The sequence below is a fragment of the Stenotrophomonas sp. Marseille-Q5258 genome, assembly GCF_946900935.1.
Classification (GTDB): domain Bacteria; phylum Pseudomonadota; class Gammaproteobacteria; order Xanthomonadales; family Xanthomonadaceae; genus Stenotrophomonas; species Stenotrophomonas nematodicola.
This window is the reverse complement of record NZ_CAMPPN010000006.1, coordinates 25835-49284: the sequence shown is the minus strand read 5'-3', so window position 1 is coordinate 49284 and position 23450 is coordinate 25835. Positions and strand designations below refer to the sequence as shown.

24 protein-coding genes and 1 pseudogene are annotated in these 23450 nt (G+C 64.0%); 8 read left to right on the top strand and 17 right to left on the bottom strand.

All coding sequences use genetic code 11. The features are described from left to right. Nucleotides 1-52 precede the first annotated feature (52 nt). Genes OC534_RS04415 through OC534_RS04405 form a run of 3 tightly spaced genes read right to left on the bottom strand, consistent with a single transcriptional unit; the run spans nt 53 to nt 3623 of the window. Nucleotides 53-538, bottom strand: coding sequence for a MaoC family dehydratase (locus OC534_RS04415; RefSeq protein ID WP_017354328.1), 486 nt, complete (start codon nt 536-538; stop codon nt 53-55). Next, nucleotides 535-1413, bottom strand: a complete 879-nt coding sequence (locus OC534_RS04410) for an alpha/beta hydrolase (protein ID WP_136004782.1) — start codon at nt 1411-1413, stop codon at nt 535-537. Before OC534_RS04410 ends, OC534_RS04415 begins: the two co-directional genes overlap by 4 nt. Before the next feature lie 11 nt (nt 1414-1424). Beyond that, nucleotides 1425-3623 carry a TonB-dependent receptor gene (locus OC534_RS04405; protein ID WP_262071446.1) on the bottom strand — a complete coding sequence of 733 codons (2199 nt, stop codon included), beginning with the start codon at nt 3621-3623 and terminating at the stop codon, nt 1425-1427. A gap of 157 nt (nt 3624-3780) precedes the next feature. Between OC534_RS04405 and OC534_RS04400 the strand changes: the two genes are divergently transcribed. Beyond that, nucleotides 3781-5184: a GntP family permease gene (locus OC534_RS04400; RefSeq protein ID WP_026070478.1), complete on the top strand. Its 1404-nt coding sequence runs from the start codon at nt 3781-3783 to the stop codon at nt 5182-5184. 87 nt (nt 5185-5271) lie between these two features. Beyond that, nucleotides 5272-6276 carry a PHB depolymerase family esterase gene (locus OC534_RS04395; protein WP_026070479.1) on the top strand — a complete coding sequence of 335 codons (1005 nt, stop codon included), beginning with the start codon at nt 5272-5274 and terminating at the stop codon, nt 6274-6276. A gap of 237 nt (nt 6277-6513) precedes the next feature. Here the strand turns inward: OC534_RS04395 and OC534_RS04390 are convergent, their stop codons facing one another. Then, complete coding sequence (locus OC534_RS04390) at nt 6514-6792, bottom strand: hypothetical protein (RefSeq protein ID WP_136004781.1); 279 nt, start codon at nt 6790-6792, stop codon at nt 6514-6516. A gap of 515 nt (nt 6793-7307) precedes the next feature. Here OC534_RS04390 and OC534_RS04385 point away from each other — a divergent pair. After that, nucleotides 7308-7601 (top strand): hypothetical protein, encoded by a 294-nt coding sequence (locus OC534_RS04385; protein ID WP_262071445.1) that lies wholly within the window; start codon nt 7308-7310, stop codon nt 7599-7601. Nucleotides 7602-7795: 194 nt separating this feature from the next. On the opposite strand, the pseudogene OC534_RS04380 reads toward OC534_RS04385, so the two are convergent. The 5 genes and pseudogenes from OC534_RS04380 to OC534_RS04360 all read right to left on the bottom strand — a co-directional run bounded on the left by OC534_RS04380 (nt 7796) and on the right by OC534_RS04360 (nt 10794). Further along, nucleotides 7796-8556, bottom strand: a pseudogene (locus tag OC534_RS04380) (sulfite exporter TauE/SafE family protein). Nucleotides 8557-8583: 27 nt separating this feature from the next. Further along, nucleotides 8584-9021 (bottom strand): TIGR01244 family sulfur transferase, encoded by a 438-nt coding sequence (locus OC534_RS04375; protein ID WP_026070481.1) that lies wholly within the window; start codon nt 9019-9021, stop codon nt 8584-8586. Next, nucleotides 9018-9449 carry a DUF6691 family protein gene (locus tag OC534_RS04370; RefSeq protein WP_262071444.1) on the bottom strand — a complete coding sequence of 144 codons (432 nt, stop codon included), beginning with the start codon at nt 9447-9449 and terminating at the stop codon, nt 9018-9020. The genes OC534_RS04375 and OC534_RS04370 overlap by 4 nt, the downstream gene beginning before the upstream one ends. Further along, nucleotides 9446-9886 carry a YeeE/YedE family protein gene (locus OC534_RS04365; protein WP_136004777.1) on the bottom strand — a complete coding sequence of 147 codons (441 nt, stop codon included), beginning with the start codon at nt 9884-9886 and terminating at the stop codon, nt 9446-9448. Before OC534_RS04365 ends, OC534_RS04370 begins: the two co-directional genes overlap by 4 nt. Then, the gene (locus OC534_RS04360; protein ID WP_262071502.1) at nt 9883-10794 is read right to left on the bottom strand and encodes an MBL fold metallo-hydrolase; all 912 of its coding nucleotides are present in this window, start codon (nt 10792-10794) and stop codon (nt 9883-9885) included. Before OC534_RS04360 ends, OC534_RS04365 begins: the two co-directional genes overlap by 4 nt. A gap of 208 nt (nt 10795-11002) precedes the next feature. Between OC534_RS04360 and OC534_RS04355 the strand changes: the two genes are divergently transcribed. Next, entirely contained in the window at nt 11003-11302 is a 300-nt protein-coding gene (locus tag OC534_RS04355; protein ID WP_026070483.1) for a metalloregulator ArsR/SmtB family transcription factor, read from the top strand. Here the strand turns inward: OC534_RS04355 and OC534_RS04350 are convergent. From OC534_RS04350 to OC534_RS04335, 4 genes are all read right to left on the bottom strand, one after another. Beyond that, on the bottom strand, nt 11281-11991 hold the full coding sequence (locus OC534_RS04350) for a DUF2238 domain-containing protein (protein WP_153164082.1): 711 nt from the start codon (nt 11989-11991) through the stop codon (nt 11281-11283). The genes OC534_RS04355 and OC534_RS04350 overlap by 22 nt on opposite strands. Continuing rightward, complete coding sequence (locus OC534_RS04345) at nt 11981-12817, bottom strand: universal stress protein (RefSeq protein ID WP_153164083.1); 837 nt, start codon at nt 12815-12817, stop codon at nt 11981-11983. Before OC534_RS04345 ends, OC534_RS04350 begins: the two co-directional genes overlap by 11 nt. A 21-nt stretch (nt 12818-12838) precedes the next feature. Beyond that, entirely contained in the window at nt 12839-13609 is a 771-nt protein-coding gene (locus OC534_RS04340) for a universal stress protein (RefSeq protein WP_153164084.1), read from the bottom strand. 73 nt (nt 13610-13682) lie between these two features. Beyond that, a complete protein-coding gene (locus tag OC534_RS04335) occupies nt 13683-15077 on the bottom strand; it encodes a DUF4010 domain-containing protein (RefSeq protein ID WP_153164085.1) in 1395 nt (464 codons plus the stop codon). A gap of 51 nt (nt 15078-15128) precedes the next feature. On the opposite strand from OC534_RS04335, the gene OC534_RS04330 reads away from it, so the two are divergent. The 3 genes from OC534_RS04330 (at nt 15129) to OC534_RS04320 (ending at nt 18259) form a co-directional block, all read left to right on the top strand. Continuing rightward, complete coding sequence (locus tag OC534_RS04330; RefSeq protein WP_262071443.1) at nt 15129-15956, top strand: universal stress protein; 828 nt, start codon at nt 15129-15131, stop codon at nt 15954-15956. Between the two features lie 117 nt (nt 15957-16073). Next, a complete protein-coding gene (locus tag OC534_RS04325; protein WP_262071442.1) occupies nt 16074-17468 on the top strand; it encodes an MBL fold metallo-hydrolase in 1395 nt (464 codons plus the stop codon). Nucleotides 17469-17560: 92 nt separating this feature from the next. Continuing rightward, entirely contained in the window at nt 17561-18259 is a 699-nt protein-coding gene (locus OC534_RS04320) for a hypothetical protein (RefSeq protein WP_153164087.1), read from the top strand. A gap of 21 nt (nt 18260-18280) precedes the next feature. On the opposite strand, the gene OC534_RS04315 is transcribed toward OC534_RS04320, so the two are convergent. Together OC534_RS04315 and OC534_RS04310 are read right to left on the bottom strand one after the other, a co-directional pair. Next, the gene (locus OC534_RS04315; protein WP_262071441.1) at nt 18281-18844 is read right to left on the bottom strand and encodes a GNAT family N-acetyltransferase; all 564 of its coding nucleotides are present in this window, start codon (nt 18842-18844) and stop codon (nt 18281-18283) included. 93 nt (nt 18845-18937) lie between these two features. Continuing rightward, the gene (locus tag OC534_RS04310; RefSeq protein ID WP_229296412.1) at nt 18938-19768 is read right to left on the bottom strand and encodes a glucose 1-dehydrogenase; all 831 of its coding nucleotides are present in this window, start codon (nt 19766-19768) and stop codon (nt 18938-18940) included. A 142-nt stretch (nt 19769-19910) separates the two neighbouring features. On the opposite strand from OC534_RS04310, the gene OC534_RS04305 reads away from it, so the two are divergent. Then, entirely contained in the window at nt 19911-20630 is a 720-nt protein-coding gene (locus OC534_RS04305) for a helix-turn-helix domain-containing protein (RefSeq protein WP_136004759.1), read from the top strand. 37 nt (nt 20631-20667) lie between these two features. Here the strand turns inward: OC534_RS04305 and OC534_RS04300 are convergent, their stop codons facing one another. After that, a complete protein-coding gene (locus tag OC534_RS04300; protein ID WP_165699747.1) occupies nt 20668-22635 on the bottom strand; it encodes a PAS domain S-box protein in 1968 nt (655 codons plus the stop codon). Nucleotides 22636-22643: 8 nt separating this feature from the next. Then, on the bottom strand, nt 22644-23363 hold the full coding sequence (locus OC534_RS04295; protein WP_153164090.1) for a response regulator transcription factor: 720 nt from the start codon (nt 23361-23363) through the stop codon (nt 22644-22646). Nucleotides 23364-23450 lie beyond the last annotated feature (87 nt).

Genomic DNA, 23450 nt, shown 5'->3' with positions numbered 1-23450 from the left:
CCCGGCCGGCGTGCAGCAGGCCGGCGCCGCGTTGCGGGAGAGGGCGTCGCCGCTAGGGTGCGGCGACGATCAGCGACAGCTGCTCGGCCACCAGGGCCACCGCGCCGCCAGGCATCACCTCCACCGCCTTGTGCTGGGTCAGCAGCCACTGCCCGGGCTGGCGCGCCTCCAGCGACACCAGCCGCGACCGTACCCGCACCTCTGCGCCACTCGGCACCGGCGCAAGGAAGCGCACCGTGTTCAAGCCGTAGTTGAGTACGTGGGCAATGCCGGGGAAGCCCGTCAGCGCCGCCACATCGTCTTCAACGGTCAGCGAGAGCAGCAGGAACCCATGCGCGATCGTCTTGCCCCCCGGCAACCCGGTCTGCGCCCGGGCCGGATCAACATGGATCCAGTTGTGGTCGCCGGTGGCGTCGGCAAACGCGTCGATGCGCGACTGCGCAATGCGCGTAACCCGGCCCAGCCGCTCGCGCTCCGCCCAGTCCCGTAGCGCCTGCAGCGCCACGGGCAATGCCTCGATCGGCGCAGTCGAACTCATCGCACGCGCTCCAGCAGGGCGAGGATCGCGTCGCGCGCCTCCGGTTCGGAGAGGGTGGGCGCGTGCCCTACGTCCGGTACTTCGACCAGCCGGGCAGTTGGCGAGGTTGCCGCCATCTGACGTGCCACCTCGGCGGGCAGAATGTCCGACAACGCCCCGCGTACCACCAGCACCGGCACCCGCGCCGTCAGCCTGCGCACCGCGCGCCACAGCACCGGGCGCAGCAGCCACAGCACCCACGGCCGGGTGGTGCGGATCACCGCCGGGTCGTAGTCCAGTTCCAGCAGACCATCGTCGCGCGGCCGGAAGGTGCGTGTGGCCATCGCCTGCCAGTCATCGGCGGTGAAGCGCGGGAACGCGGCTTTGCCGATGGAGGCCACATAGGCGGTGGCCTGGTCCAGATCCATCGGCGGCACGGGCTTGCCGGCATACGTTCCGATCCGTGCGAGGGCCTCGCGCGGCACCTTGGGGCCTGCATCGTTGAGCACCGCCGCAGCGACCAGACCCGGTGCGCGCGACGCGAGGGTGAGGGTGACCAGCACGCCCAGCGAGGTGCCGACGAACACCGCCTTGTCGATGTGCTGCGCGCGCAGCAGCGCCACCATGTCGTCGGCATAGGCACGCGGGTTGTAGCTGGACGGGTCGGGCGCCCGCGCCGACCCGGCACGCCCGCGCAGGTCAACGGCAAGCACGCGCCACCCGGCGGCAGCCAGTGTTCCGGCAAGGGCATCGAAGTCGGCGGCATTGCGGGTCAACCCGGGAATGCAGACCACCGTGCCACGGGGCGGCTGTCCTGCGGCCGGTGCATGGTCGCGCGCGTGCAGGCGCAGGCCATCGTCGCTGTTCCAGTACAGATCATCATGGGACTGCGTCATGCGGGTGCCTTCTAGAAATCGTAACGGACGCTGAGACTGTACTGGCGCGGCGGGCCATAGAAGCCAATCAGCGTGCCGGCCGCCGGAATGTTGTAGCCGGTGGTGCGGTACGCCTTGTCGGCCAGGTTGTCGCCCTGCAGCGAGAAGGTCCACGTGTCGTCGAGCCGCCAGATCACCCCGGCATTGACCAGGCCGTAGCCCTGCTGACGGATCACCGGACTCAGATCCGTGGTCGGCCATACCTCGCTCTGGTAGCTGTAGCCCACCCGTGCGGACAGGTTGCCTCCCCTGGCCAGGTCGGTGCGGTACTCCACATTCAAGGCACCGGAAACCTTTGGCGCGTTGGTGAACTTCATCTGGTCGGCAACGTTGAGGCCGCGGTCCATGTACTCGTCGTAGCGGGTGTGCAGCCAGGCCAGGTTGCCGGTGACGAGCCAATGCCGGGTCGGCAGGTACTGGTACTCCACTTCCAGGCCGTTGATGGTGCCGGCGCCGGCATTGGTGAAGTCGCCGAAGAAGGCATCGTCCACGCCGTCGCCATTGGTATCGATACCCGTGAACACCGACAGCTGGATGTCCTTGTACTTGTTGTGGAACGCCGACAGGTTGAGGAACAGGCGCTGGTCGAGGAAGGCCATCTTGCTGCCGACCTCGAGACTGTCCACGGTTTCGTCATCGAATGGCTCGGCGGAGCGCGGCACCGCCACGGCATTGGCGCGGATGTTGTACCCGCCCGACTTGAACCCACGGGTGGCCAGGCCGTACACCATGATGTCCGGGGTGATCTGGTAGTCCAGCGACACCTTGGGCGAGACGTTCCTGAAGCTGGTGGTCTTGTCGAAATCGGCTGCCACCGCCACAGGCCGGGTGAACGTCGCATCGGCATAGAAGCGGTTCAGCACGATCGCGCGCTTGTCCTCGTCGGTGTAGCGCGCGCCGAGGTCGAGCTTGAGCGTACTGGTCAGGTCGAATGTCCAATCGGCATAAAGCGCGATGCTGTCCGTGATCACCTTGCCCCGGGTGTCGGCGAACTGCAGATTGAAGAAGTTGTTGCGGATCTGCCCGCCAGCTTCGCCGCTGAACTGGTACAGACCCACCACGCCGCGCACACGGCCGCCCGCATCGTAGTTGAGCTGCAGCTCGTTGCTGACCTGGTTGTCGGTATAGGTACCGCCGACATCGGCCACCTTGACCGGCGTGCTGTCGAAGTCGATGTTGGCCTCGCTGTCGGATTCGCGCTTGGCCACCACGTACTTCACCGCCACATCTTCACTGGGCCGCCAGTTCACCGTGGCCGAGGCGCCCTTGGTTTCCACGCTGTTGAGATTGCGCATGCCCGAGCGGATGTCGTAGCGATCGTCCATCGGCGGATACGCCGAGGTGAACGGGTTGGGCGCCAGCATCTTTGAGCCCCGCATACCGGATTGGTCGTCGATCCAGTCCAGCGCGAACTGCACATCCACATCATCGCCCGCATACGCCCCCAGGTTCAGGCGCGCCGCATTGATCTGCTTGTCGCTGACCGGCTGGCCGTTGAACCTGTTCTCGCCGAAACCATCGTGGTTCAGGCTGGCCACCGCCACGCGCGCGCGCAGGCCGCTGTCGGCACCGCCCAGCGGGCCGCCGATGGCGGCCTTGGCATCGAGCTGGCTGTAGTTGCCCACGGTGATCTGGGCAAACCCTTCGGTCTGGGTAGGCAGGCCGCGCGAGATGTACTTGATCGCACCGCCGATGGTGTTCTTGCCGTACAACGTACCCTGCGGTCCGCGCAGCACCTCGACGCGCGACACGTCGAAGACGTCCAGCAGGGCCCCCTGCGGGCGGGCGATGTAGACGTCGTCCAGATAGATGCCCACACCCGGATCGGCCCCCCAGGTGGGATCGGACTGGCCAACGCCACGGATGTACGCGGTGACCGTGCTGCTCGCGCCGCGCGCCGCGTAGATGGTCAGATTGGGCACCAGCGCATCCAGATCGCCGATGTCCTGCACGTTCATCCTGTCCAGCGCTTCGGAGGTAAAGGCGGTCACTGCCACCGGCACTTCCTGCAGGGTTTCCTCGCGCTTGCGGGCGGTGACCGTGATGCTGTCCAGATTGGTGGGCGCAACAGACTTGCCTGCCGTCGGTGCAGCCTGTGGCGCCTCCTGGGCCAGTACCGGCCCGGAGGCCAGCAGCGCGCCGATCATAAGACTCAGACAATTCCGTTTCATTCGGTCCTCCCCCAAGGCATGTGCGTCGCAGGTGGCCCTATGCCACCCATGACGCCTAGGCTAAGGGTGCCGCGCTGCGGCCGCGAGTGGACCTAGGTCCAGTCGGCAGCGGCCGTCAGATCCGGATACTGGGCGCCTCTTCATCTGGAAGCGCCGCATGTCGTTACTGATCGTACTTGCAGCGCTGGCCTTCCTCATGCTGGTGGCCTACCGCGGCTACAGCGTGATCCTGTTCGCGCCCATCGCCGCGCTCGGTGCGGTGCTGCTGACCGATCCCTCGCTGGTGGCACCGATGTTCACCGGCTTGTTCATGGACAGGATGGTCGGCTTCCTGAAGCTCTATTTCCCGGTATTCCTGCTGGGCGCAGTGTTCGGAAAGCTGATCGAACTGTCCGGCTTCTCGCGTTCCATCGTCGGTGCGGCGATCCGGCTGTTCGGCCCGCAGCGGGCGATGCTGTCGATCGTGCTGGTGTCGGGCCTGCTCACCTACGGCGGTGTGTCGCTGTTCGTGGTGGTGTTTGCGGTGTATCCCTTCGCTGCCGAAATGTTCCGCCAGAGCAACATCCCCAAACGCCTGATTCCGGCCACGTTGGGCGTCGGCGGCTTCAGCTTCACGATGGACGCGCTGCCGGGTACGCCGCAGATCCAGAACATCATCCCGACCGCGTTCTTCGGCACCGATACCTGGGCCGCACCGGTGCTCGGCATTCTCGGCAGCGTGTTCGTGCTTGCGGTGGGCATGGCGTACCTGGAGTGGCGCCGCCGCGCGGCACTGCGCACGGGCGAGGGCTACGGCGACCCGGCCACGCTGGTGAACGAACCGACCCCCTTCGCCGGCACCCAACTGGCCCATGCCGGCATCGCCATCCTGCCGCTGGTACTGGTATTCGTGTCCAACAAGCTGTTCACCCTGGGCATACCGCAGTGGTATGGCGGCGAACACAGCTTCATCCCCGCGATCCTGGGCAGCGCCGCACCCGTCGTGCAGGACGTACAGAAGATCGGCGCCATCTGGGCGGTGGTGGGCGCGCTGCTGGTGGGCATCCTGTCGGTGCTGGCACTGGCCTGGCGCCCCGTGGTCACCCGGTTCGCCGACGGCACGCGCACCGCGATCAGCGGGGCGGTGCTGGCTGCCATGAACACCGCCTCGGAATACGGCTTCGGTGCGGTGATCGCGGCATTGCCGGGTTTCATGGTGGTGGCCAACGCATTGGGGTCGATCCGGGACCCGCTGCTGCATGAAGCGGTCACGGTCACCGGTCTGGCCGGCGTGACCGGCTCGGCCTCCGGCGGCCTGAGCATCGCGCTGGCGGCGATGTCGGAGACCTTCATCGCCAACGCGCAGGCCGCCGGCATCCCGATGGAGGTGCTGCATCGCGTCGCCTCGATGGCGTCCGGCGGCATGGACAGCCTGCCGCACAACGGCGCCGTCATCACGCTGTTGATGGTGACCGGGCTGACCCATCGCCAGGCCTACAAAGACATCTTTGCGGTGACCCTCATCAAGACCCTCGCGGTGTTCGTGGTGATCGGCATCCATTACGCCACCGGCTGGGTTTGATCGCGGCGTCGCTGCACCCTCTGGAAGGCTGGTCCACGAGGTTTCCCGGTATTCCTTCATCCACGACTCACCTGAGAGGAGCTGGTCATGACATCTGGAATCGGTTCAATCAAGGCAGCCATGCGCGTGCTGTGCGCCTGGCTTGCCACGGCAGGCAGTGCCGTTGCGGCTGGGCCCGCCGGCCATTGGGACATCGGTCTATACGGCAACCTGTTCGGCAGTCGCGAGTACCAGGTATGGGTGCCCGCAGACTATCAGGCCACCCGGCCGCTGCCCCTGCTGCTGGTGCTGCATGGCTGCGTTACCGGCCCCAACCTCATGGGTGAGGCCTCCGGCTTCAACGACGTCGCCGATACCGAAGGTTTCATCGTGGTCTACCCGCGCCAGAACGTCACCGCCAACCCGGCGCGCTGCTGGAACTGGCAGTTGCCGATCAACCAGGCGCGCGGCAGCGGCGAGGCGTCGATCCTGGCCGGCATCGTGGACGCGGTGAAGGCCGGCTACAGCGTGGACCCGCGCCGGGTCTACGTCACCGGCATCTCGGCGGGCGGCGCGATGACCTCGATCATGCTGGCCTGCTACTCGGATGTCTTCGCCGCAGGCGCGATCCATTCCGGGGGCATGTACAAGGGCGCTACCACGGTGTCCGGCAGCGCCTACGCGCTGTTGGCGGGCAGCATCTACCCGCCGGACAGCAACGGCCGGCTTGCCTGGCAGTGCGCCGGCTCGCCGTCGCCTCGACCGATTCCGGTACTGGTTTTCCACGGCACCGCCGATGCCACGGTGAACCCGGTGAACGGACAGCAGGCCGTCCGCCAGTTCCTGCAGACCAATGATCTGGCCGACGATGGCGTTGACAACGATTCGGTGAAGTACGTGCCAACCAGCACCTTCACCGGACAGGTGCCGGGTGGGCGCACCTATACGCTGGATACCTACACCTACGGTGGCCGGACGCTGGCGCAGCACTATGTCGTGCAGGGGATGGGGCATGCCTGGAGCGGCAGCCAATCCGGCTTGCCATTCACCGACCCGCAGGGGCCGGACGCCACCCTGATCACCTGGCTGTTCCTGAAGGATCACCTGCGCTGAGCAGCGCGCCAGATCCGTCACGCATAACCGCCCGAGATCCTCTGCCAACGCGGGAAGACCAGCGCGAACAGATGGGCGGTACGCTGCAGGCGACATATCGGGAAGGTGAAAGGTGCTACGACTCCCTCGCCATCCTGGCGGGGGAGATCGCCCACAGGAGGCCCACCATTCGAGCCCCCCGCGCAGCGTGGCGGCCTCAATGGAGGTCTACCGGGAACACGGGAGAGAAACGTCCGCTCAGCCGGGCAACGTGCATTTCATCTTGCCGTCCACGTAGTACGGCTTGGGCACGTTCGGGCTGTCGCTGGTCTTTTCGAAGACCACCTCGAACGACGCCGCATCGGGCGAGCCGTTCCGCTCGGTGCATGCGTCCTGGAGCTTCTTCTTTACCGCCGTGATGCCGGCATCGCGGTTGACGCCGTCGGCACTGTTGGTGAGATTCACGGTTTCAGCCGACGCAGCGGCACTGAACCCAATCAGGCAGCCGGTGATCAACAGGGTGTGGAGCTTGGTCATGGTGCACGTCCTTGCAGAACGGAATGGCATTCCAGCATAAGGCGGGCGGGTGAAGACGTCGTCGTCCAATGCGGAGGAGCGGCAGGCGCAGGCGTGCGCTCCAGTGGCGCTGCCAACGGGCGCAGGGGTTGGTCGATCATCGCGTGTACCCGATGGCAGGCAGGGTGGAAGAAGGGTCATTCCGGGTGGCTGTGGCGGCGTTGATGCACGCGACGCATGTCGGGAGCCAGGTCGCTGCGACCTCCACCGTTGGCGCTGGATGGGTCACCACAAAACGCTTTTGACCGCTCAGGGACCGGTGCGCTTCAGCAGCAGGAGCAGGCCGTGCAACGCCGCGCACACTTTCTGAGCGTTCCGGAACAGAGCGCGTACCCGCCGCTGGCTAGAGTGCAATCGCCGCTGACAGACAGGAGCCCAAGCCGACAGGAGGGATCGCAGCGCGCCAGTACCGGCAGGTCAACACGCTACGGCGTTGCCGGAAGACAGACTACTCACACGAACCGAGGGGAAACACCATGAAATCGATCATCCTGGTCGCGGTACTGCTGTGGGCATCCATCGCGACTGCCCACGCGAAGCAATGCTATGAGGCCCAGGCAACGGTGAAGCAGGCGGCGCAGTCGGACAAGTGTACGCAGACCGAAAAGGGCTATGCGAACACCGGCAAAGGGGTGCTTACGCACGAAGGCTGCACGGCAGCAAAGAGCCAGGCAGCGACCAAACTGCGGGCCCGGCTGCAGGAGTCGTGCCGGGCCTATGTCCAGACCTATGACAAGTGCAGTGTCATCGACGTCACGTCCTGCAGCTGAAGCGCGGACCATTGCCAGGCTTCCCGGGCCTCAGGGCCTGGGAAGCCTGCGCTTGCCCTGGCAGGGCAGGCCCTCCGGCTGCCGGAACGGGGCTGCGGCCAGCGTGGCGACGCGTGGCGCTATTGGCAACCACGCGCCGCCTGGTGGAGCATGATGATGGCGGTGGACACGATTCCCCGATCACCCGGGACACGTTAGAGGACCCGAAAGAGCGTGTAGGCGGCCGTAAGGAGGATGAGCGACGCCAGTACAATGTTCAGCATGCCGCGATGCTGCGCCAGCGAGGTGGATGTGCGCGCGCCGACGATGCCGCCCACGCTGCCGGCAACGACGAAGACGGCGGCGAGCGGCCAGTTCACCAGTCCGGATGATGCATAGTTGATGGCGGTCGCCAGGCCAAAAGCGGAAACAGCAACGAGAGAGCTGCCAACCGCGGCGAGCACGGGCATTCCGGTGGCCGCCACCAACCCGGGACAACCAGGAAGCCGCCACCAATGCCGAAGAAGCCGGAGAGTGCTCCAGAAGACGCCCCCAACCCGAGCAGTGCCGGTGCGTTTCCTTTGCTGAGCCGGACGCCTGCATCACCTGCCGCATTGCGTTTGCGCAGCATGAGCATGCCAACCGCGATCATGAGCAGGGCAAAGAGGAGCAGCAGCCGCTGCCCGTCGATGGCCTTGCCCAGCGTTGAGCCGAGGTACGCACCCACGACACCCGCCAACGCGAAGACGGATGCGCACGGCCATCTCACGTTTCCCTTGCGGGCGTGCACGAAGAGATTTGAAAGTGCATTGGCAGCAACCGCGAGCGCGCTCGTGCCAATGGCGACGTGAGGGTCGTCGATACCCACCAGGTAGAGCATCAGCGGGACAGCCAGGATGGAGCCACCTCCCCCGACCAGTCCGAGTATGAAACCAACGAGAATGCCGGAGAGTCCACCCAGCGCGAGCTGCAGCAGGGAGAGGGTTTGCATGTCGGTTGGCCGTCAGGCAGGGGAGGAGGGGGCGTCCTGCAGGCGCGAAGCGAGGGAGGAGAGGTCGTAGCCAGCCTCGCCGGCAACGGACAGCACCTGTTCGGGCGTCGCTCGGCCGGTACGAACCTGGGATAGGGCCCATAGCGACGTCGAGCGGGTGCCGGTCCTGCAGTAGGCGGCGATGGGCGCAGGCAGTTGCTCGAGCAGCACGGCAAACTGCTGCACCTGTCCATCGGCAATGCTGCCAGGCACGACGGGAAGATAGGCAAAGCGCAGGCCCGCCCTGGAGCAGGCAGCCTGCAGTGCAAGGTGATCGGGCTGGTCCGGCTGCTCGCCGTCGGGTCTATTGCAGATGACACTCGAGATGCCCGCCTCTTTCAGCGCGGGGATATCTGTGGGAGCCAGCTGGTCGGTCACACGCAGGCAAGGTGAAAGCGATCGGAGATTCATGGCGAACCCTCTGTTGTGCGGAAGTGGTAGATAAGCCAGTGGAGGAGCATGCCGACGACCATTGCGGCCGCGAACACGAGCGCAAACGTTTGACCTGTCGCCAACAGTGCAACTGCAGGGCCTGGACACACGCCTGCGAGTCCCCAGCCGATACCGAACACGGCCGCGCCGATGACCAGGTGTCGATCGATCTGGCGCTGACGGGGGATGTGCAGCGCGGCAGCGAGCACAGGCGCATTGCGTGCGCGGACCCACCGATAGGCGATCGCTGACGGAATCAGGGCGCCGGCCATGACGAGGGCCAGTGACGGATCCCACTTGCCTGCGACGTCGAGGAAGGCAAGCACGCGCGCGGGATTGGCCATGTCCGAGATGACCAGACCCAACCCGAACAGGGCACCAGACAGAAATGCCGCCAACCGGATCACGCTCCGTCTCCCATGATCATGCGCGCAACCGCCACGGTGGCCATGCCCATGAGCATGAACATGCCGGTGGCAACCAGGGAGCGCGGTGACAGTCTGGCCAGGCCGCAAACGCCGTGACCACTCGTACAGCCAGATCCGAGCCGCGTCCCGAAGCCGACCAGCAGCCCAGCCAGGATGAGCAGCATCGGTGGGGAGCCTGCGGGAGAGGGCAGCGAAATGGGCTTGACGGCCAGCGCCACGCCCGACGACACCAGCAGCCCCGCCAGGAACAGGGCCGACAACGCGCGGTCGCCCCCTCGCGACAGGCCAAGGGTGTTGGCAAGCAAACCGGAAACACCGGCAATGCGACCGGTCAGCGCCAGAAACCCACCCGCTGCCGTCCCGATCATCAGGCCGCCGATGAGTGGCCAGTACCACGCCAAGGAGGGCAGGGTCATAGCAGGTCCACCGGCAGCTTCAGGTAGCGCACCCCGTTGTCATCAGGCTCGGGCAGATGGCCCGCGCGCATGTTGACCTGCACCGAAGGCAGGATCAGGCGCGGCATGGGGAGCGTCGCATCGCGGCTCTCGCGCATCTCCACGTACGTGGCCTCCGTCACGCCCTCATGCACATGGACATTTGCGGTTCGTTCCGCGCCTATGGTGGTTTCCCATGCGAAGCGATCCCGGCCCGTGGCTTTGTAATCGTGGCAGAGGAACACCCGGGTTTCATCCGGTAGAGCCAGTAGACGTTGGATCGAGCGATAGAGCTGGCGGGCCGAGCCTCCGGGGAAGTCGCAGCGGGCCGTGCCGTAGTCCGGCATGAACAGTGTGTCGCCAGCAAACACCGCATCCCCGATGACGTAGGCCATGCATGCAGGGGTGTGACCCGGCACGTGCAACGCCGTGGCCTGCAGGTTTCCAACGGTGAACTCCGCGCCATCGGTAAACAGATGGTCGAACTGGCTTCCGTCGCGCTTGAACTCGGTACCTGCGTTGAAAACCTTGCCGAAGATGTCCTGGACGATGGTGATGTGCTCGCCAATGGCAAGCTTTCCGCCGACCTGCTGCTGCAGCCAGGGTGCGGCGGAAAGATGATCGGCGTGCGCATGCGTCTCCAGCAGCCATTGCACCTGGAGGCCTTCGTCACGAATGTACTGGACCAGCGCTGCGGCCGAGCCGGTCGAGGTGCGTCCAGAGGCCATATCGAAATCAAGAACCGAGTCGATGATGGCGCACGCTGAAGAACGGGGATCACGAACCACATGACTGGCCGTGAACGTGGCGGGATCGAAGAACGTCTTGATGCAGGGGGAAGGCGTGTCGCCTTCTCGCGCCCTGCGTACGATGTCCTGAGCCCTCTCCAATGCAGAATCGATGATGACAGGCGTATTCACGGCATGCTCCCGGCGGTCGGATTGTGGATATTACTTCATAGTTACCGCAACTATGCAACTATTGGCGTGTACCCGTGGTACGGTTCAGCTGCCGTGCGGATTAACGGGTACGCTCTAGCTCTCCTGTCCGGTGCCTCCGCTCTTGAACGACCGTCTTACCGCAACCAACCTGGCCGACATGAAGGAACGGGTGCCTGACGTGGCAGAGTTGCTGCGCTTCATGGCCACGCCGTCGCGTCTGCTCCTGCTCTGCCAACTGTCTCAAGGGGAATCGACCGTGGGTGCCCTCGAGGAGGCGACCGGCATCCGACAGCCGGCCCTTTCCCAGCAGCTTGCCGAGCTGCGCCAGCGGCGTCTGGTTACGACCCGGCGAGAGTCACGTTCAGTTTTCTATCGCATCGATGACAGCCGCGTTGAGGCGATGCTGGTTGCCCTGCATGGAATCTTCTGCGTGGATCAGCCCGACGAGCGGCCATGAGCACGTCTGCCCCGCCGTACGCTGACAGCCACCACGCTGACGATCGCCCCAACTGACGCCAGCAGCACATCCTTGTGTGCATCCCATACGTCGCCCTGGATGCCGAGATACGCCATCCCAAGATCCTGATCGACCACCAGTGCCGCGCCCCATTCGATGAGTTCATAGGCAGCGGACGTGGCGATGATGAACTGAACCGCAATCAGGTTCAGCGTCAACTCACCGGCAACCATGTGCCTCGCATAGAGCTCCTTTGCCGCAGGCACGACCAATGCGCCGTAGGCAAAGTGGACGAGCCTGTCGAAATGGTTGCGATTCCAGTGAAACACATCGGAAATTGTCCCGCCAACCAGCTTCTGCGCCCAAGCGTCATAGGGAACTTCCGCATAGGTAAAATGTGCGCCCACGGCATGAAGGCACAGAAAGATGAGGAGCAGCGCGTTGGTGCCAGGCCTGAACGGGCGCCGCCACTGCTGGACGACGAGGTAGGGAACAGCAGCGAACGCCAGTAGATTCTCCAGCAACCAATCGCGTCGATGGTACGGTTCCACGGCGGCCAGCAGCCAGCAGCCCGCATAGATCGCAAGGCACAACACTGCAAAGCGACCCGGCTCCAACAGCGTGGCACGGAACCTGCGTTCTGGCCTTGCCGGGCTAAGCGTCGCCAGTGCGGGATCGTCAGTGGGCATACAGCACCGGGATTGCCGCCCCCAGCAGCAGCGCACTCGTCATTCCGCCGACTGCCCACTCGCGGAGGCGGGAATGACCGTAACCGCCGACCACGACCAGCGATGCCTTGACCGCGTTGGCATGGTCGACAAGGACCTCGCTGGAGCGACGGTGCTGACCAGCCAGTTTGATGGCGGATGCGGCGATGCCCCAGCGGTGGAGGTGTTCGATGAGAGAGGGCATCACAGTGTCAGCCACATCCATCTCGTCCCGGTACCTGCATATTTCCACCAGTTGCACAGACTGCACCTGCTGCAGCAACGGAATGGCAGCATGCAGGGCGCGGCACGCATTCGGGGTGTCTTTCCAGCCCACGACTGCGCACGCATTCCCACTTGGCCGCCAGTGTGGCGGAACCACCACAACAGGCCTTCCCGCGTCAAAAAGCAACGCGTTGAACAGGTCCAGACCTATCGGATCGGGCGTCGAGAAGCCTGACCAGCCGCCCAGAATGACCATGTCCGCAGAGAAGGCCAGTCGCGCGGCAAGCTCCGCGGGCGATTCCGTTACGGCTTCATGAACTTCCACAGAGATTCCGGGATGTTCTGTGATTCTGGCTCTGATCCTTGCCGCTCTCCCGGAGGCTTCCTTACGCTGCGCGTCCTGCGCCGCCAGGAACGATGGCCTGGGCGTCGGATCAGGCGTTCCTATCGCAGGTGGCGGCAGGTAGACGGTTTCAATGATGCGCACTCGCGCATCCTGCGATCTGCCGATCTCGATGGCGAAGCGTATGGCCGCGTCATCCGTTGACGAATCCGCCAGCGGCACAAGAATGTCTTTCAGCATGGTCCCGCCCTCCCTGTCGCGTCATCGTGAGAAGAACAGTGGCGTGAGGGTGTATTCGAAAAGCGCCTTGGTCGCCCCACCCAGCAGCCATTCGTGCGCGCGCGAATGTCCGTAGGCGCCGCAGACCAGCAGATCCGCCTGGCTATCGAGCGCGTGGCCCTGCAGCACGTCAGCCACGCTCCTCCCATTCGACGACAAGGAAGCGCATGTGGCCTCTCGGCCCTGTCGCACCAAGCTGTTGACGAACGCCTGAGCGTGCTCATGGACTCGATCACTTCCGTCCACGGTGGCAACCACAAGCGAACACTCGAAATCCAGTCTCAGGAAATCATGTGCCGCGCGAGCAGACTCTGGCGTTGCACTCCAGCCGATGACCGCTCGCTTGAAGATTCCGTCAAACCGGGTTCTCCCGGGCAATGCAATGATGGGGCGTCCGGATCGACTCACCAGTGAAGAGAACTGGGCATGTTGCAGCCTGCGCTCGGCGCGGTCATGCCCGGAGCAGGCCATGATCACCTGGTCGAAACGCTGCGCAAACATCGAAATCGCGTCCACAGGACGTTCCGCGCGTCCTTCCTCAATCTGGATGTCATAAGGAACACTCCATTGCGCGACCCGGCGCGCGAGCGTGGCAACTCGAGGGGGGACCTTGACGTATGCGGTGTCAGGCAATGGAGATTCTACCGGCTGCACCAGCGTGACGTGCCCGCCGCGGGCGCCGACAAGTGCTGCTGCCAGCTGCATGGCAGAGGTGTCAGCAGGCGTATTCGTCAAAGGGACAAGAACATCCATTTTGGCAGCTGGACACAGAGGCCGACGTTGGACCAGATTTTCCGCTGGTCCTGCGCGGACATATTGACATGGGTCAACTTATTGACGGCCATCCGTTACGCGCGGCGGCCACAGCGAACGTTCCGACAATCAGGCTGGTTCCAATCAACAATGGTGCGGAGAAGCGCCACCCGCCCCTTGCTGCGGCGATAACGCACTTCAGCAATGAGTTGGCCGCAAGTGCAATGGTGACCGCCTGTATCGCGGCACTGTTGCTGATCCGCTCCGCCCCCACCATCTGTGCGGCGGAGGCGGTGGCAGCATGCACGTCGGCAATGCCGGAGATACCCAGAACCCACGGCAGACTCTCATCTCCCAGCCATTCCCGCAGCAGACCTGCTGCCAGAAGGAGAAGAACGATCAGTCCAACAAAGACCATGATCGCCAACGGTTTGAATGGCCGTCCGATTGCCAGCCCGGATACTGCTGACGTACGCAGCAGGGCCCGCCATCCCAACGCCCATGCGGCTCCCAAGGCCACGATTGCCGAGCAGGCCAGGGGGACCATGCTGTAGGTGAGCATGGCAGGTGCGAGGGTGCCCATCACCAGGCCCAACTGCAGGATCATAGCCACGTTGGAAAGCAAGGCCGCGCCTGCGAAGGCAGGCGCCAGTTCGGGGGCCGACCGCGCTCCGTCCGCCATCGCGGCGACAGTGGCGGTGCTGGAGACAAACCCACCGGCGAAACCGGTCAAGGCCAACGCCGATCTCGGTCCCAGATGGCGCAGCGCCAGATGCGCCCCGGTGCTGACAGCCATCAACGCAACGATAAGTGTCCCGAGCCGACTCGGGTTGATTACTTCCCAGGGGTCGATGGGGCGGTCCGGAAGCAGAGGAAGAATCAGAAAGCCAGCAACCAGTACGGTTGCGACGTCCCGAAGATCTCGATTGGAGATCGTCGCACTCACCTTGCGGATCAGCCCAGGTCCCCCAACCAGTAACATCAGGATGGCGCTGCCGGCGAGGATTGCCGTTCCAGGTGACGCCATCGCAATGGCGCCCACCATATACAGGGCAGGCAGCACCGTCAGCGTGCCGGCGGTTGCCTGGAATCGTTGCGGCCGAGGGCGGATGACCAGGCCCAGCAGCACCGCGCCAGCTACCAGCCCCGCGTCTCCCAGCAGCGCTCCCAGCCCGCCTGAGATCGCGACCAGCGCAAGCAGAACACTGACACCGGATCGCGTGTTGGCCGCCGCCGACCTCCTGCCCGCTCGCTGCCATGCCAGTCCCGCAAGGATGCCCACGACCGAGGCGGCAATCAGTCCCGTGGCGGTGCTTGCCGGATCCTGGACGATGCTCAGCATGGTCGGGTGCCCATTGAAATCGGTCAGTGGCGATTCTGTCAGGGCATTTGCGCAGAACCCACGCTGGGGTGACTTGATCCAGATCAATGATCCAGAAGGGATTTCATTGACTTCGATCAAGTTCATTCGTCACGCAGGGCGCAAGCTGACGGCTCCTTCACCCCGGGGAGACCGAACATGTACTGCGACATTCTGCTGCCTTTCGTCTCGGGCCGCCTGCACGAGGAGGCGCTGGGTCTGGCCACGGCGCTTTCGCGTGCGCAGGGAAGCCGCCTGGTCGCACTGGCGGGAGCCAGTGTAGTTGCGCCGGTGGCGACGGGCTGGATGTACTACCCAGCCGTCTACACCGCCCTGCACGAGCCGGCCAAGGAGACGGTCAGGGGGCTCGCCACCACGCTGGAGGAGCGGCTGGCGGGCGCAGGTGTGGAGTGGACCGTGTGTGCGAACGAGAGGGTGTGGGAGGGACCGGTGGATCAGGTGTTGCCTCAGGCACGATGCGTTGACCTGACCATCCTGGGGTTGCATCGCGATGATCCTGGCATTGAAGACACGCTTGTCTCCTCGTTGCTGGTGGAATCGGGCGTGCCGCTGCTGCTCGTCCCGCCGGACGCCTGCGACGCGGTGCCGCGTCATGTTGTGATTGCGTGGAAGAACACCAAGGAAGCCATTCGCGCAGTGCATGACGCCTTGCCGTTGTTGATCGCAGCACAGCGCGTGCACCTGTTGTATATCGATTCCGATCCGGACGATCCGAGCAGGCAGGACGACGCAGGTCTGCGCCTGGTGACTCATCTACAGCGCCACGGTGTAGCAGCGTCGCCTGTTCACCGCGGCTATGAGGAAGGTGGGGCAGGGCCGGCCATACTGAACTTCCTGAAGGAGAGCGGCGCTGATTGCATTGTCGCCGGCGGCTACGGCAGATCCCGAGCCTCGGAATTCCTGTTTGGCGGCGTCACCCGCACATTGATCCGGCACAGTCCGATACCCGTACTTCTTGCCCACTGAGACCAGCGGGGAGCCTGCCGTCCAACCCGTTCGCCCGTGCCGGGTAGCGGCTGCCGAGCAACTCCGGCGTGGCGCGTCGCACACCTGATGCAATGGCCTCCCAGGTGATCCATGTACATGAACGATCAACCTCACGATGCAGCCTGTTTCAGCGTCGTGTTCCTGGGCGGCACGGATACCGTCACCGGCTCACGCTATCTGGTACAGGCCGGAGACGCTCGCGTCCTGGTGGATTGCGGGCTGTTCCAGGGATACAAGCCGCTGCGACTGCGTAACTGGCTGCCGTTTCCCGTGGATCCCGCGTCCATTGATGCGGTGCTGCTCACGCACGCACACCTGGATCACAGCGGATATCTGCCACGTCTGTTCAAGCAGGGGTTCCGCGGGTGCGTGTGGTGCACACCAGCCACCCGCGATCTATGCCGGATTCTTCTTCCCGACGCCGCGCGCCTGCTGGAGGAAGAGGCGCGCCACGCCAATCAGCGCGGCAGCTCGAAACACCATCCGGCCGAGCCGCTCTACATCGAGGAGGATGCGCAACGGTGCCTGGAGCGGATGCGCGTCGTCGACGCTTCCGCCCCCATTAAGCCGGTCCCTGGCGTAACGGCTACGTTTCGCAAGCAGGGACACATTCTTGGCGCTGCATCCGTATCGCTGGTCCACCGAGGCAGGCGCATCACGTTCAGTGGCGATGTCGGCCGTTCAAACGATCCGGTGATGCGCCCTCCCGCCGAGCTGCCGGCCTCGGATTGGGTCGTGGTGGAATCAACATACGGTAACCGGCACCATCCGGCCGCGTCCTTGACGGACCTGCTTATCGAGCCTATCCGACGTACCCTCGGGCGCGGCGGGGTAGTGATGATTCCGGCGTTCGCGGTGGGACGCGCCCAGCTGCTGCTGCACGTGATCGCGACCCTGCAGGCGGAGAGACGGATCCCGCGTGCCCCGACCTACCTGAACAGTCCGATGGCCAAGGACGTCACCTTGCTCTACGGGAAATACAGGGACGAACATCTGCTGGATGATGCCCCATTGAAGCGGCTGCACGCGACAACCCGGATCGTCAACAGCATCGAGGAATCCAAGGCGCTCAACCGTCGGCAGGGCCCCATGATCATCGTCGCGGGAAGCGGAATGCTGACCGGGGGGCGCATTCTCCATCATCTCATCGCCTTCGGCCCGGATCCACGCAACATGATCCTGTTGCCAGGCTTCCAGGCAGGGGGAACGCGCGGGGCAGCGCTGGTCCGCGGTGAGAGGCTGCTGCGCATCTATGGCCAGGATGTGGCGATACGTGCCGAGGTGGTGCAGGTGGAGGCAGCCTCTGCCCACGCCGACGCCGACGAGCTTCTCAACTGGCTACGCACGGCACAGGCGACCCCGCGGCGGGTCTTCATCACTCACGGTGAGCCAGACGCCGCCGACGCGCTGCGGTTGGCCATCGAACGGCAGCTGCATTGGTCTGCCTGCATCCCCGAGTACCTGCAGCACATTGACCTCGACTCGGGGTGAGAGCGGTTCGGCATGGCCTTCAGAGGCCAAAGAGCGTTGCCACCCGGCGGCATGGGCGGCGGAAGGCACCTTCTGCAGAACAGGACACCGTCGTGACGCACCTTGTCTTCCGGGATTCTCTTGAAGCAGCGCTCGGGCTCGCGGACGCGCTGGAGGCGTACAAGCAGACCCGGGCGTCAGTACTGGCCGTTTCTTGTGCATCACTGCCGATGGGGCGGCTCATCGCCGATGCGCTTGGGGCGCAGCTGAGGCTCGCGGGCTTGCCCGCTGAGTGGGCTTCTGCGTCATGGCATGAGGTGATCCCCAGCCGCAGGGAGCGCGCGGAATCATCAATGCCGTTCGGCAGTCCGGAAGAAGCGGCCTGCGAAGCAGACCTTGAGGATGTTCAGCGAGCGATCCTCGCCCAGGCTCAAGCGCATCGCAGGCGCTGCGGAATCTGCTCATCGGCTGGACTGGCGCAGCGAACGGTCATCGTGCTCGATGACGGCTCGGCGACACCCTCCGCCATTGCGTCATCCTTGCGAATGGTTCGCGTGTATGGTCCGACGCTGTTGGTGTATGCGGCACCCGTCACCACGATGGAAACCCTGACGCAAGCATCGGTACTGGCCGATACGTGCATCTATCTGGCCGCGACAGACTCGGTCAATGCGGTCGCCGCGCACTTTCTGGACTACCCGGTAGTCACTGACAGGCAGGCGATGCGTGCGTTGTTCCCCACGCCGATGCGATGGGGGGAGGGTGACGGGACGTGCCCGGGCTGTCTTTCGATTGGAAAAGGAATGCGGTGATCGCCTGAGCCTTCCGCGATCTCAGGTACCGGGATCGAGTGGCAGCTCATGAATGACCTGACGATGGTCTTCGGGGTCGACGCGGCTGCTGAATCCCAGATGCTGGGCCAGTTCCCGCATATGTGTGTTCTGGGCGTCGTCAATCGAATACATCCGCTTGATTCCTCGCGACCTGGCAATGGCAATCAGGTGGTTCATGAGGATCACCCCCAGCCCGCGTCCCTGCCATTCGTCGGCGACCGTCACCGCGCACTCGCAGGCATCCCCGGAGGCATTGGTGCTGTAACGGCTTACTCCGATGAGCTGCTCACGCGACGCGTCGGAAATGACGGCGGCAAAGGCGACCTGGTGAGTATCGTCCAGCACCGTCAGCTGCGTCAGCAATTGTTCGCTGGGCGAGCAAATCTGGCCCAGAAACCGGAAACGGCGGGCCTGCGGGGACAAGCCTTCAATGAACGCGCGCTCGATATCCCTGTCCGCCGCCGTGATGGGTCGAATCAGTACCCTCGTACGGTCGCGCAGCACCTCTATCCAGCGTGGAAAGAGCTCGGGGGACAGGGAAGACGGGAGGTCTGGAGTGGTCATGGCAGCCAGGGCTAATGGGGACGCATGCAGGCTAGTACCCTGGCGGAACCGGCAAGTTGACGCAGATCAACGTACACGGCACTACCTGCGAACTCAGCGCGCCGTGTAGCCGCCATCGATCACCAGGGATGACCCCGTGACGAATCTGGATTCCTCCGATGCAAGGTACACGACCCCCCAGGCAACATCGTCGGGCGTACCGACATGGCCCAACGGGTGCAGTTGATCCAGCGTGTGCCTGCCGGCCACCAGATCAGCGATACCACTGTCTTGCAAGTGGTGCTCGACAAGCGGCGTCCAGATGAAGCCTGGGTGTACCGAGTTGACCCGAATGCCGTCGCTCGCGTAGATCAATGCGTCGGTCTTGGACATCAGCGTGACCGCGCCCTTGGATGCGTGGTAGGCGGGAAGGTCCGCTGCGCCCACCAAACCATAGATTGAAGACAGATTGATGATGCTGCCGGTACGATGTCTGCGCATGTGGGGCAGGGCATGCTTGGTACAGAAGAAGACGCCTTTGACATTCACGGCCTGGACCTGGTCCCAATCGGCCTCACTGAGCTTGTGGGTCGGGCGGTTGGCGCCTGCAATTCCGGCATTGTTGACCATGACATCCAGACGCCCGAACCGATCCACGACGGCGTCGATGGCATCCTGCACACTGGTTTCGCTCCGAACGTCGACGTGCCAGTAGATCGCGGCAGAACCGGCGCCAGCCAGCTGATTGACCAATGCGTTGCCTTCTCCGTCATGTATGTCGAACAGGGCCACCGCGGCGCCTTCTTCGGCCATGCGAACTGCGCAGGCGCGGCCAATACCCACAGACGCACCGGTGATTATGCACACCTTTCCTTTCAATCGATTCATTTCAAGCGTCCTCCTCAGGTCGGACGTATGCACGGCATCGCCGGGGCGCATGTCCATTTGGCGGCGCACCGGGAGAGGGCGTGTTGACCTGCATCAAGAAACGCGGTTCTTTACATATCGTTACAAAACGACCATCCACCGCCATCCGTCAGCCCCCGGCCGCGCCTAGATTGGGTGTGGGTCAAGTGGAGGATGGGATATGTGGGACACTGCCAGTCACGTCATGCTCGACACAGCGGGTGTGGCACCCTTTCTCGGCGTTCAACGCGACGTCGTGGGCGGTAGTGGCGGGAGCTGGGAGCGCCTGCTGCAGGGCACGCCCCTTGTCAAACGCCGCGTTCGCAGGAAGCAGCACGTCATCCGCGCAGGCCAGCCATTTCGCGGACTGTTCCTGGTGCAGTCGGGCGTCTTCAAAAGTGCTCTGATCAGTGAGGATGGCCGAGAACGTGTGACGGCGTTCCCGATGCGCGGCGAGCTCCTCGGGCAGGAAGCACTGGACCTGGCTGTCTACCCATGCCACGTGACAGCGCTGGACGACGGTGAGGTCTGGGAGCTGCAGCCGTTTCTTCTGCGTCAGTGCATTCCCGGATTCCAAGAGCGCTTGAGCGGGATGCTCGCCTCGGAGATAAGACGTGACTGGCAATGGATGCTGGCGCTCGGCAGCCTGAATGCCGAGCAGCGGGTGACATCGTTCCTGCTTGATTACTCCACGCGACTGGCCGAGCGCGGCTTCAGCGCGACACAGATGCTGCTTTGCATGACGCGTGCCGACATCGGCAGTTTCCTTGCCATGCAGATCGAGACCGTTGTCCGCACGTTGCACAGGTTGCAGGATCAAGGGCTGATCGAGATCAGTCGTTCCCATATCCGCATCGTCGATCTACCGAGCCTTCGCGCCCAGTCAAAAACACTGAACTGACGTCCTGCTGTGCCGATGTCGCATGCGGGAACCGCCGTCAAGCGATCAGTTGCTGGACCGCGAGCAAGAGATCCTCGCGCCGATACGGCTTGCGTAGCAAGGTGCCGCAGTGCCCGGTGTCGGCATTGATCTCGGGCGCGTCGTCATGGCCCGTGGTCAGGAGTACCGCCAGGCCCGGCAGCTGCCCGCGCAAGGCAGAGGCCAGCGCATGGCCGTTCGTCGCGCCTCCGAGCATGACGTCACTGAAGACCAGAGCTGTTTCCGGGTGCCTCCGTGCGATCGCAAGTGCCTCGGCCGCGTCAGATGCTTCCAACGTGACGTAACCGGCAGCCTGGAGAAACGAGACGGCAATCCGTCGCACGCCCGGATCGTCTTCCACCACCAGGATGGTCTGCCGCGCGCCCTCCACCCGATGTCGCGGGGGCAGCGACCGCTCTGGCTGGGACGTGGCAACCGGGAGGTACATGCTTACCGTTGTGCCTCGACCGTGGACGGTGTCGATGTGCAACATGCCTCGACTCTGCCTCGTGAAGCCATACACCATGCTGAGGCCAAGTCCGTTCCCTTGACCCATCGACTTGGTGGTGAAGAAGGGTTCAACCGCGCGCCGAGCGGTACTGGCGGACATGCCCATGCCGTGGTCTGTGATGCTGATGACAATGTAGTGCCCGGCCTGCAGCTCCTCCATCTCCTGCGGACTGACCCACTGCTCCCCAACCGAGAGCAGTATCTCGCCGTTTCCTGGAAGGGCATCGCGCGCATTCAAGACCACGTTGACCAATGCTGTCTCAAGCTGGCAGGGATCAACATGCGCAGGCGGGAGGCCGCGGTGGCATTCGATCGTCAGTGAGAATGACTCACCCAAGGTTCGTTGCAGCATGGTGCCGAGATCATGAACCAGCTGGTGAAGCTTGACCGATTGGGGAGCCAGAGGTTGGCGTCTTGCAAAGGCAAGCAGCTTGGACGTGAGAGATGCTCCGCGCGCCACGGAGTGGAGGGCGCCTGCGATAAGATCGCGCGCACCCTCGTGAGCGACATACTCGTCATCAAGAAGCTGTAGGCTGCCGGAGATGATGGTCAACAGGTTGTTGAAATCGTGCGCGATGCCGCCGGTCAACTGGCCGAGTGCGTCCAGGCGTTGCGCATGGGCGAGTTGCTCCGCCGTTCTGCGGCGCTGCATTATCGCCGCGACCAGGACTGCGACGCCCTGAATCAGATGAAGGATGTCATGCTGGATCGGTCGCGCATCTGCGGAAAGCACCATCAGAATCCCTGTCGGGTGGTCGCGGTCACGGAGCAGCGTTGCCGCACCACACGCAAACCCATCACCTGCTTCGGCCAGCAGCTCCAACTGCCCATCATCCAGAATGGTGGCACGGTCCGCTGGAAGCGATGCTTGGAGCAGGTCCCAGCGCGACGACAGTATGTGGCGAAGGGCCTCACCATTGATCTGTCCGGCAACGCGCACATCGATCGCATGACCATCCGACTCAGGAAAGGCCAACGCAACTGCGTCGGCCTTGAGTTCATCGATAAGCATGCCAGGCAATGCGCGAACGAGCTGTTGCTCGCTACCCGCGTCCAGGGCCATCTGTCCCAACCGTGCAATGAAGGCATCATAGCTGGCCCGCACCAAGGCTTGCCGAACGCGTTGACTCTCAGAGATATCGCGCACCGAGGCGAGGAAGTGTCGTCCGTGTGCAGTCTCGATCGGACTCAACGCGATTTCCACCGGAAACTGCTGACCGTTCGCCTTCTGGCCGACCAGCACCTGGTCGGATTGGCCCATCGGTCGGACGCGCGGGGAAGCCATGTAACCCAGGCGATGCTGAAGATGCCGCCCTCGCGCGTCGGTCGGCATCAGGGCCTCCACAGCGAGACCAACCAGCCCGTCGTTGCCATAACCGAAAAGACGCTCTGCGTTGCCATTGGCGCGGCTGATACGCCCCTCTGCATCCACCAGCAGCAGCGCGTCAGGAACGATATCAAACAACTGCGGGAGCATCAGTCCGGTCACATCGACACGCTGGCAGCCAACCGATAGCCGACCCCTCGACTCGCCTGGATCAGCTGAGGCTGCGACGGATCACGCTCAAGCTTGCGCCTCAGCCTGCCGATGTGGACGTCGATAGCACGATCGAACGGGCCCGCGTCGCGTCCGTGTAGCGCGTTCATCAGCTGATCTCTGCTCTGTACCTTGCCGGCGGCTTGAACCAGCGCGTAAAGCAGATCGAACTCAGCCGACGTCAAGCGGATCGCATTGCCCTCACGATCAAATACAACCCGCGCAGACGCGTCGAGGAGCAACCCGTCAAAGCGCAACACATGTCCGGCTGGGACCAGAGGGCGCTGTGCCCGCCGCAGCACCGAATGTATGCGGGCCAGCAGCTCGCGGTAGTCGAACGGCTTGGCGACATAGTCATCGGCACCGAGCTCAAGGCCCACGACTCTATCCACCGAGTCGCCTCGGCCGGTCACCACGATGACGGGAATCTGGGAGGACTGACGTCGCAGCATCGTCAACCCATCCCCATCGGGCAGGCCGAGGTCGAGCAGGATCAGATCCACCACCTCGCGGGACAGCCATTGCTCCGCCGCCGCAACGCCCGCGGCCATGTGGCACTCAATGCCGTGATTCTGCAGGAAGCGGGCCGTGAGGCCGGCAACGGCAGCATCGTCTTCGACCAGGAGGATGCGTGGCCGGGCGATCAGGGGTCGTTCGAGCACTGCCATCGACGCGCCCTTCAAGCTTGGTTTCAATGATCATACCCTCGGCTGACGGCGGCACACGGCACGCCCCTCATTCATCTTTGCGAAGAC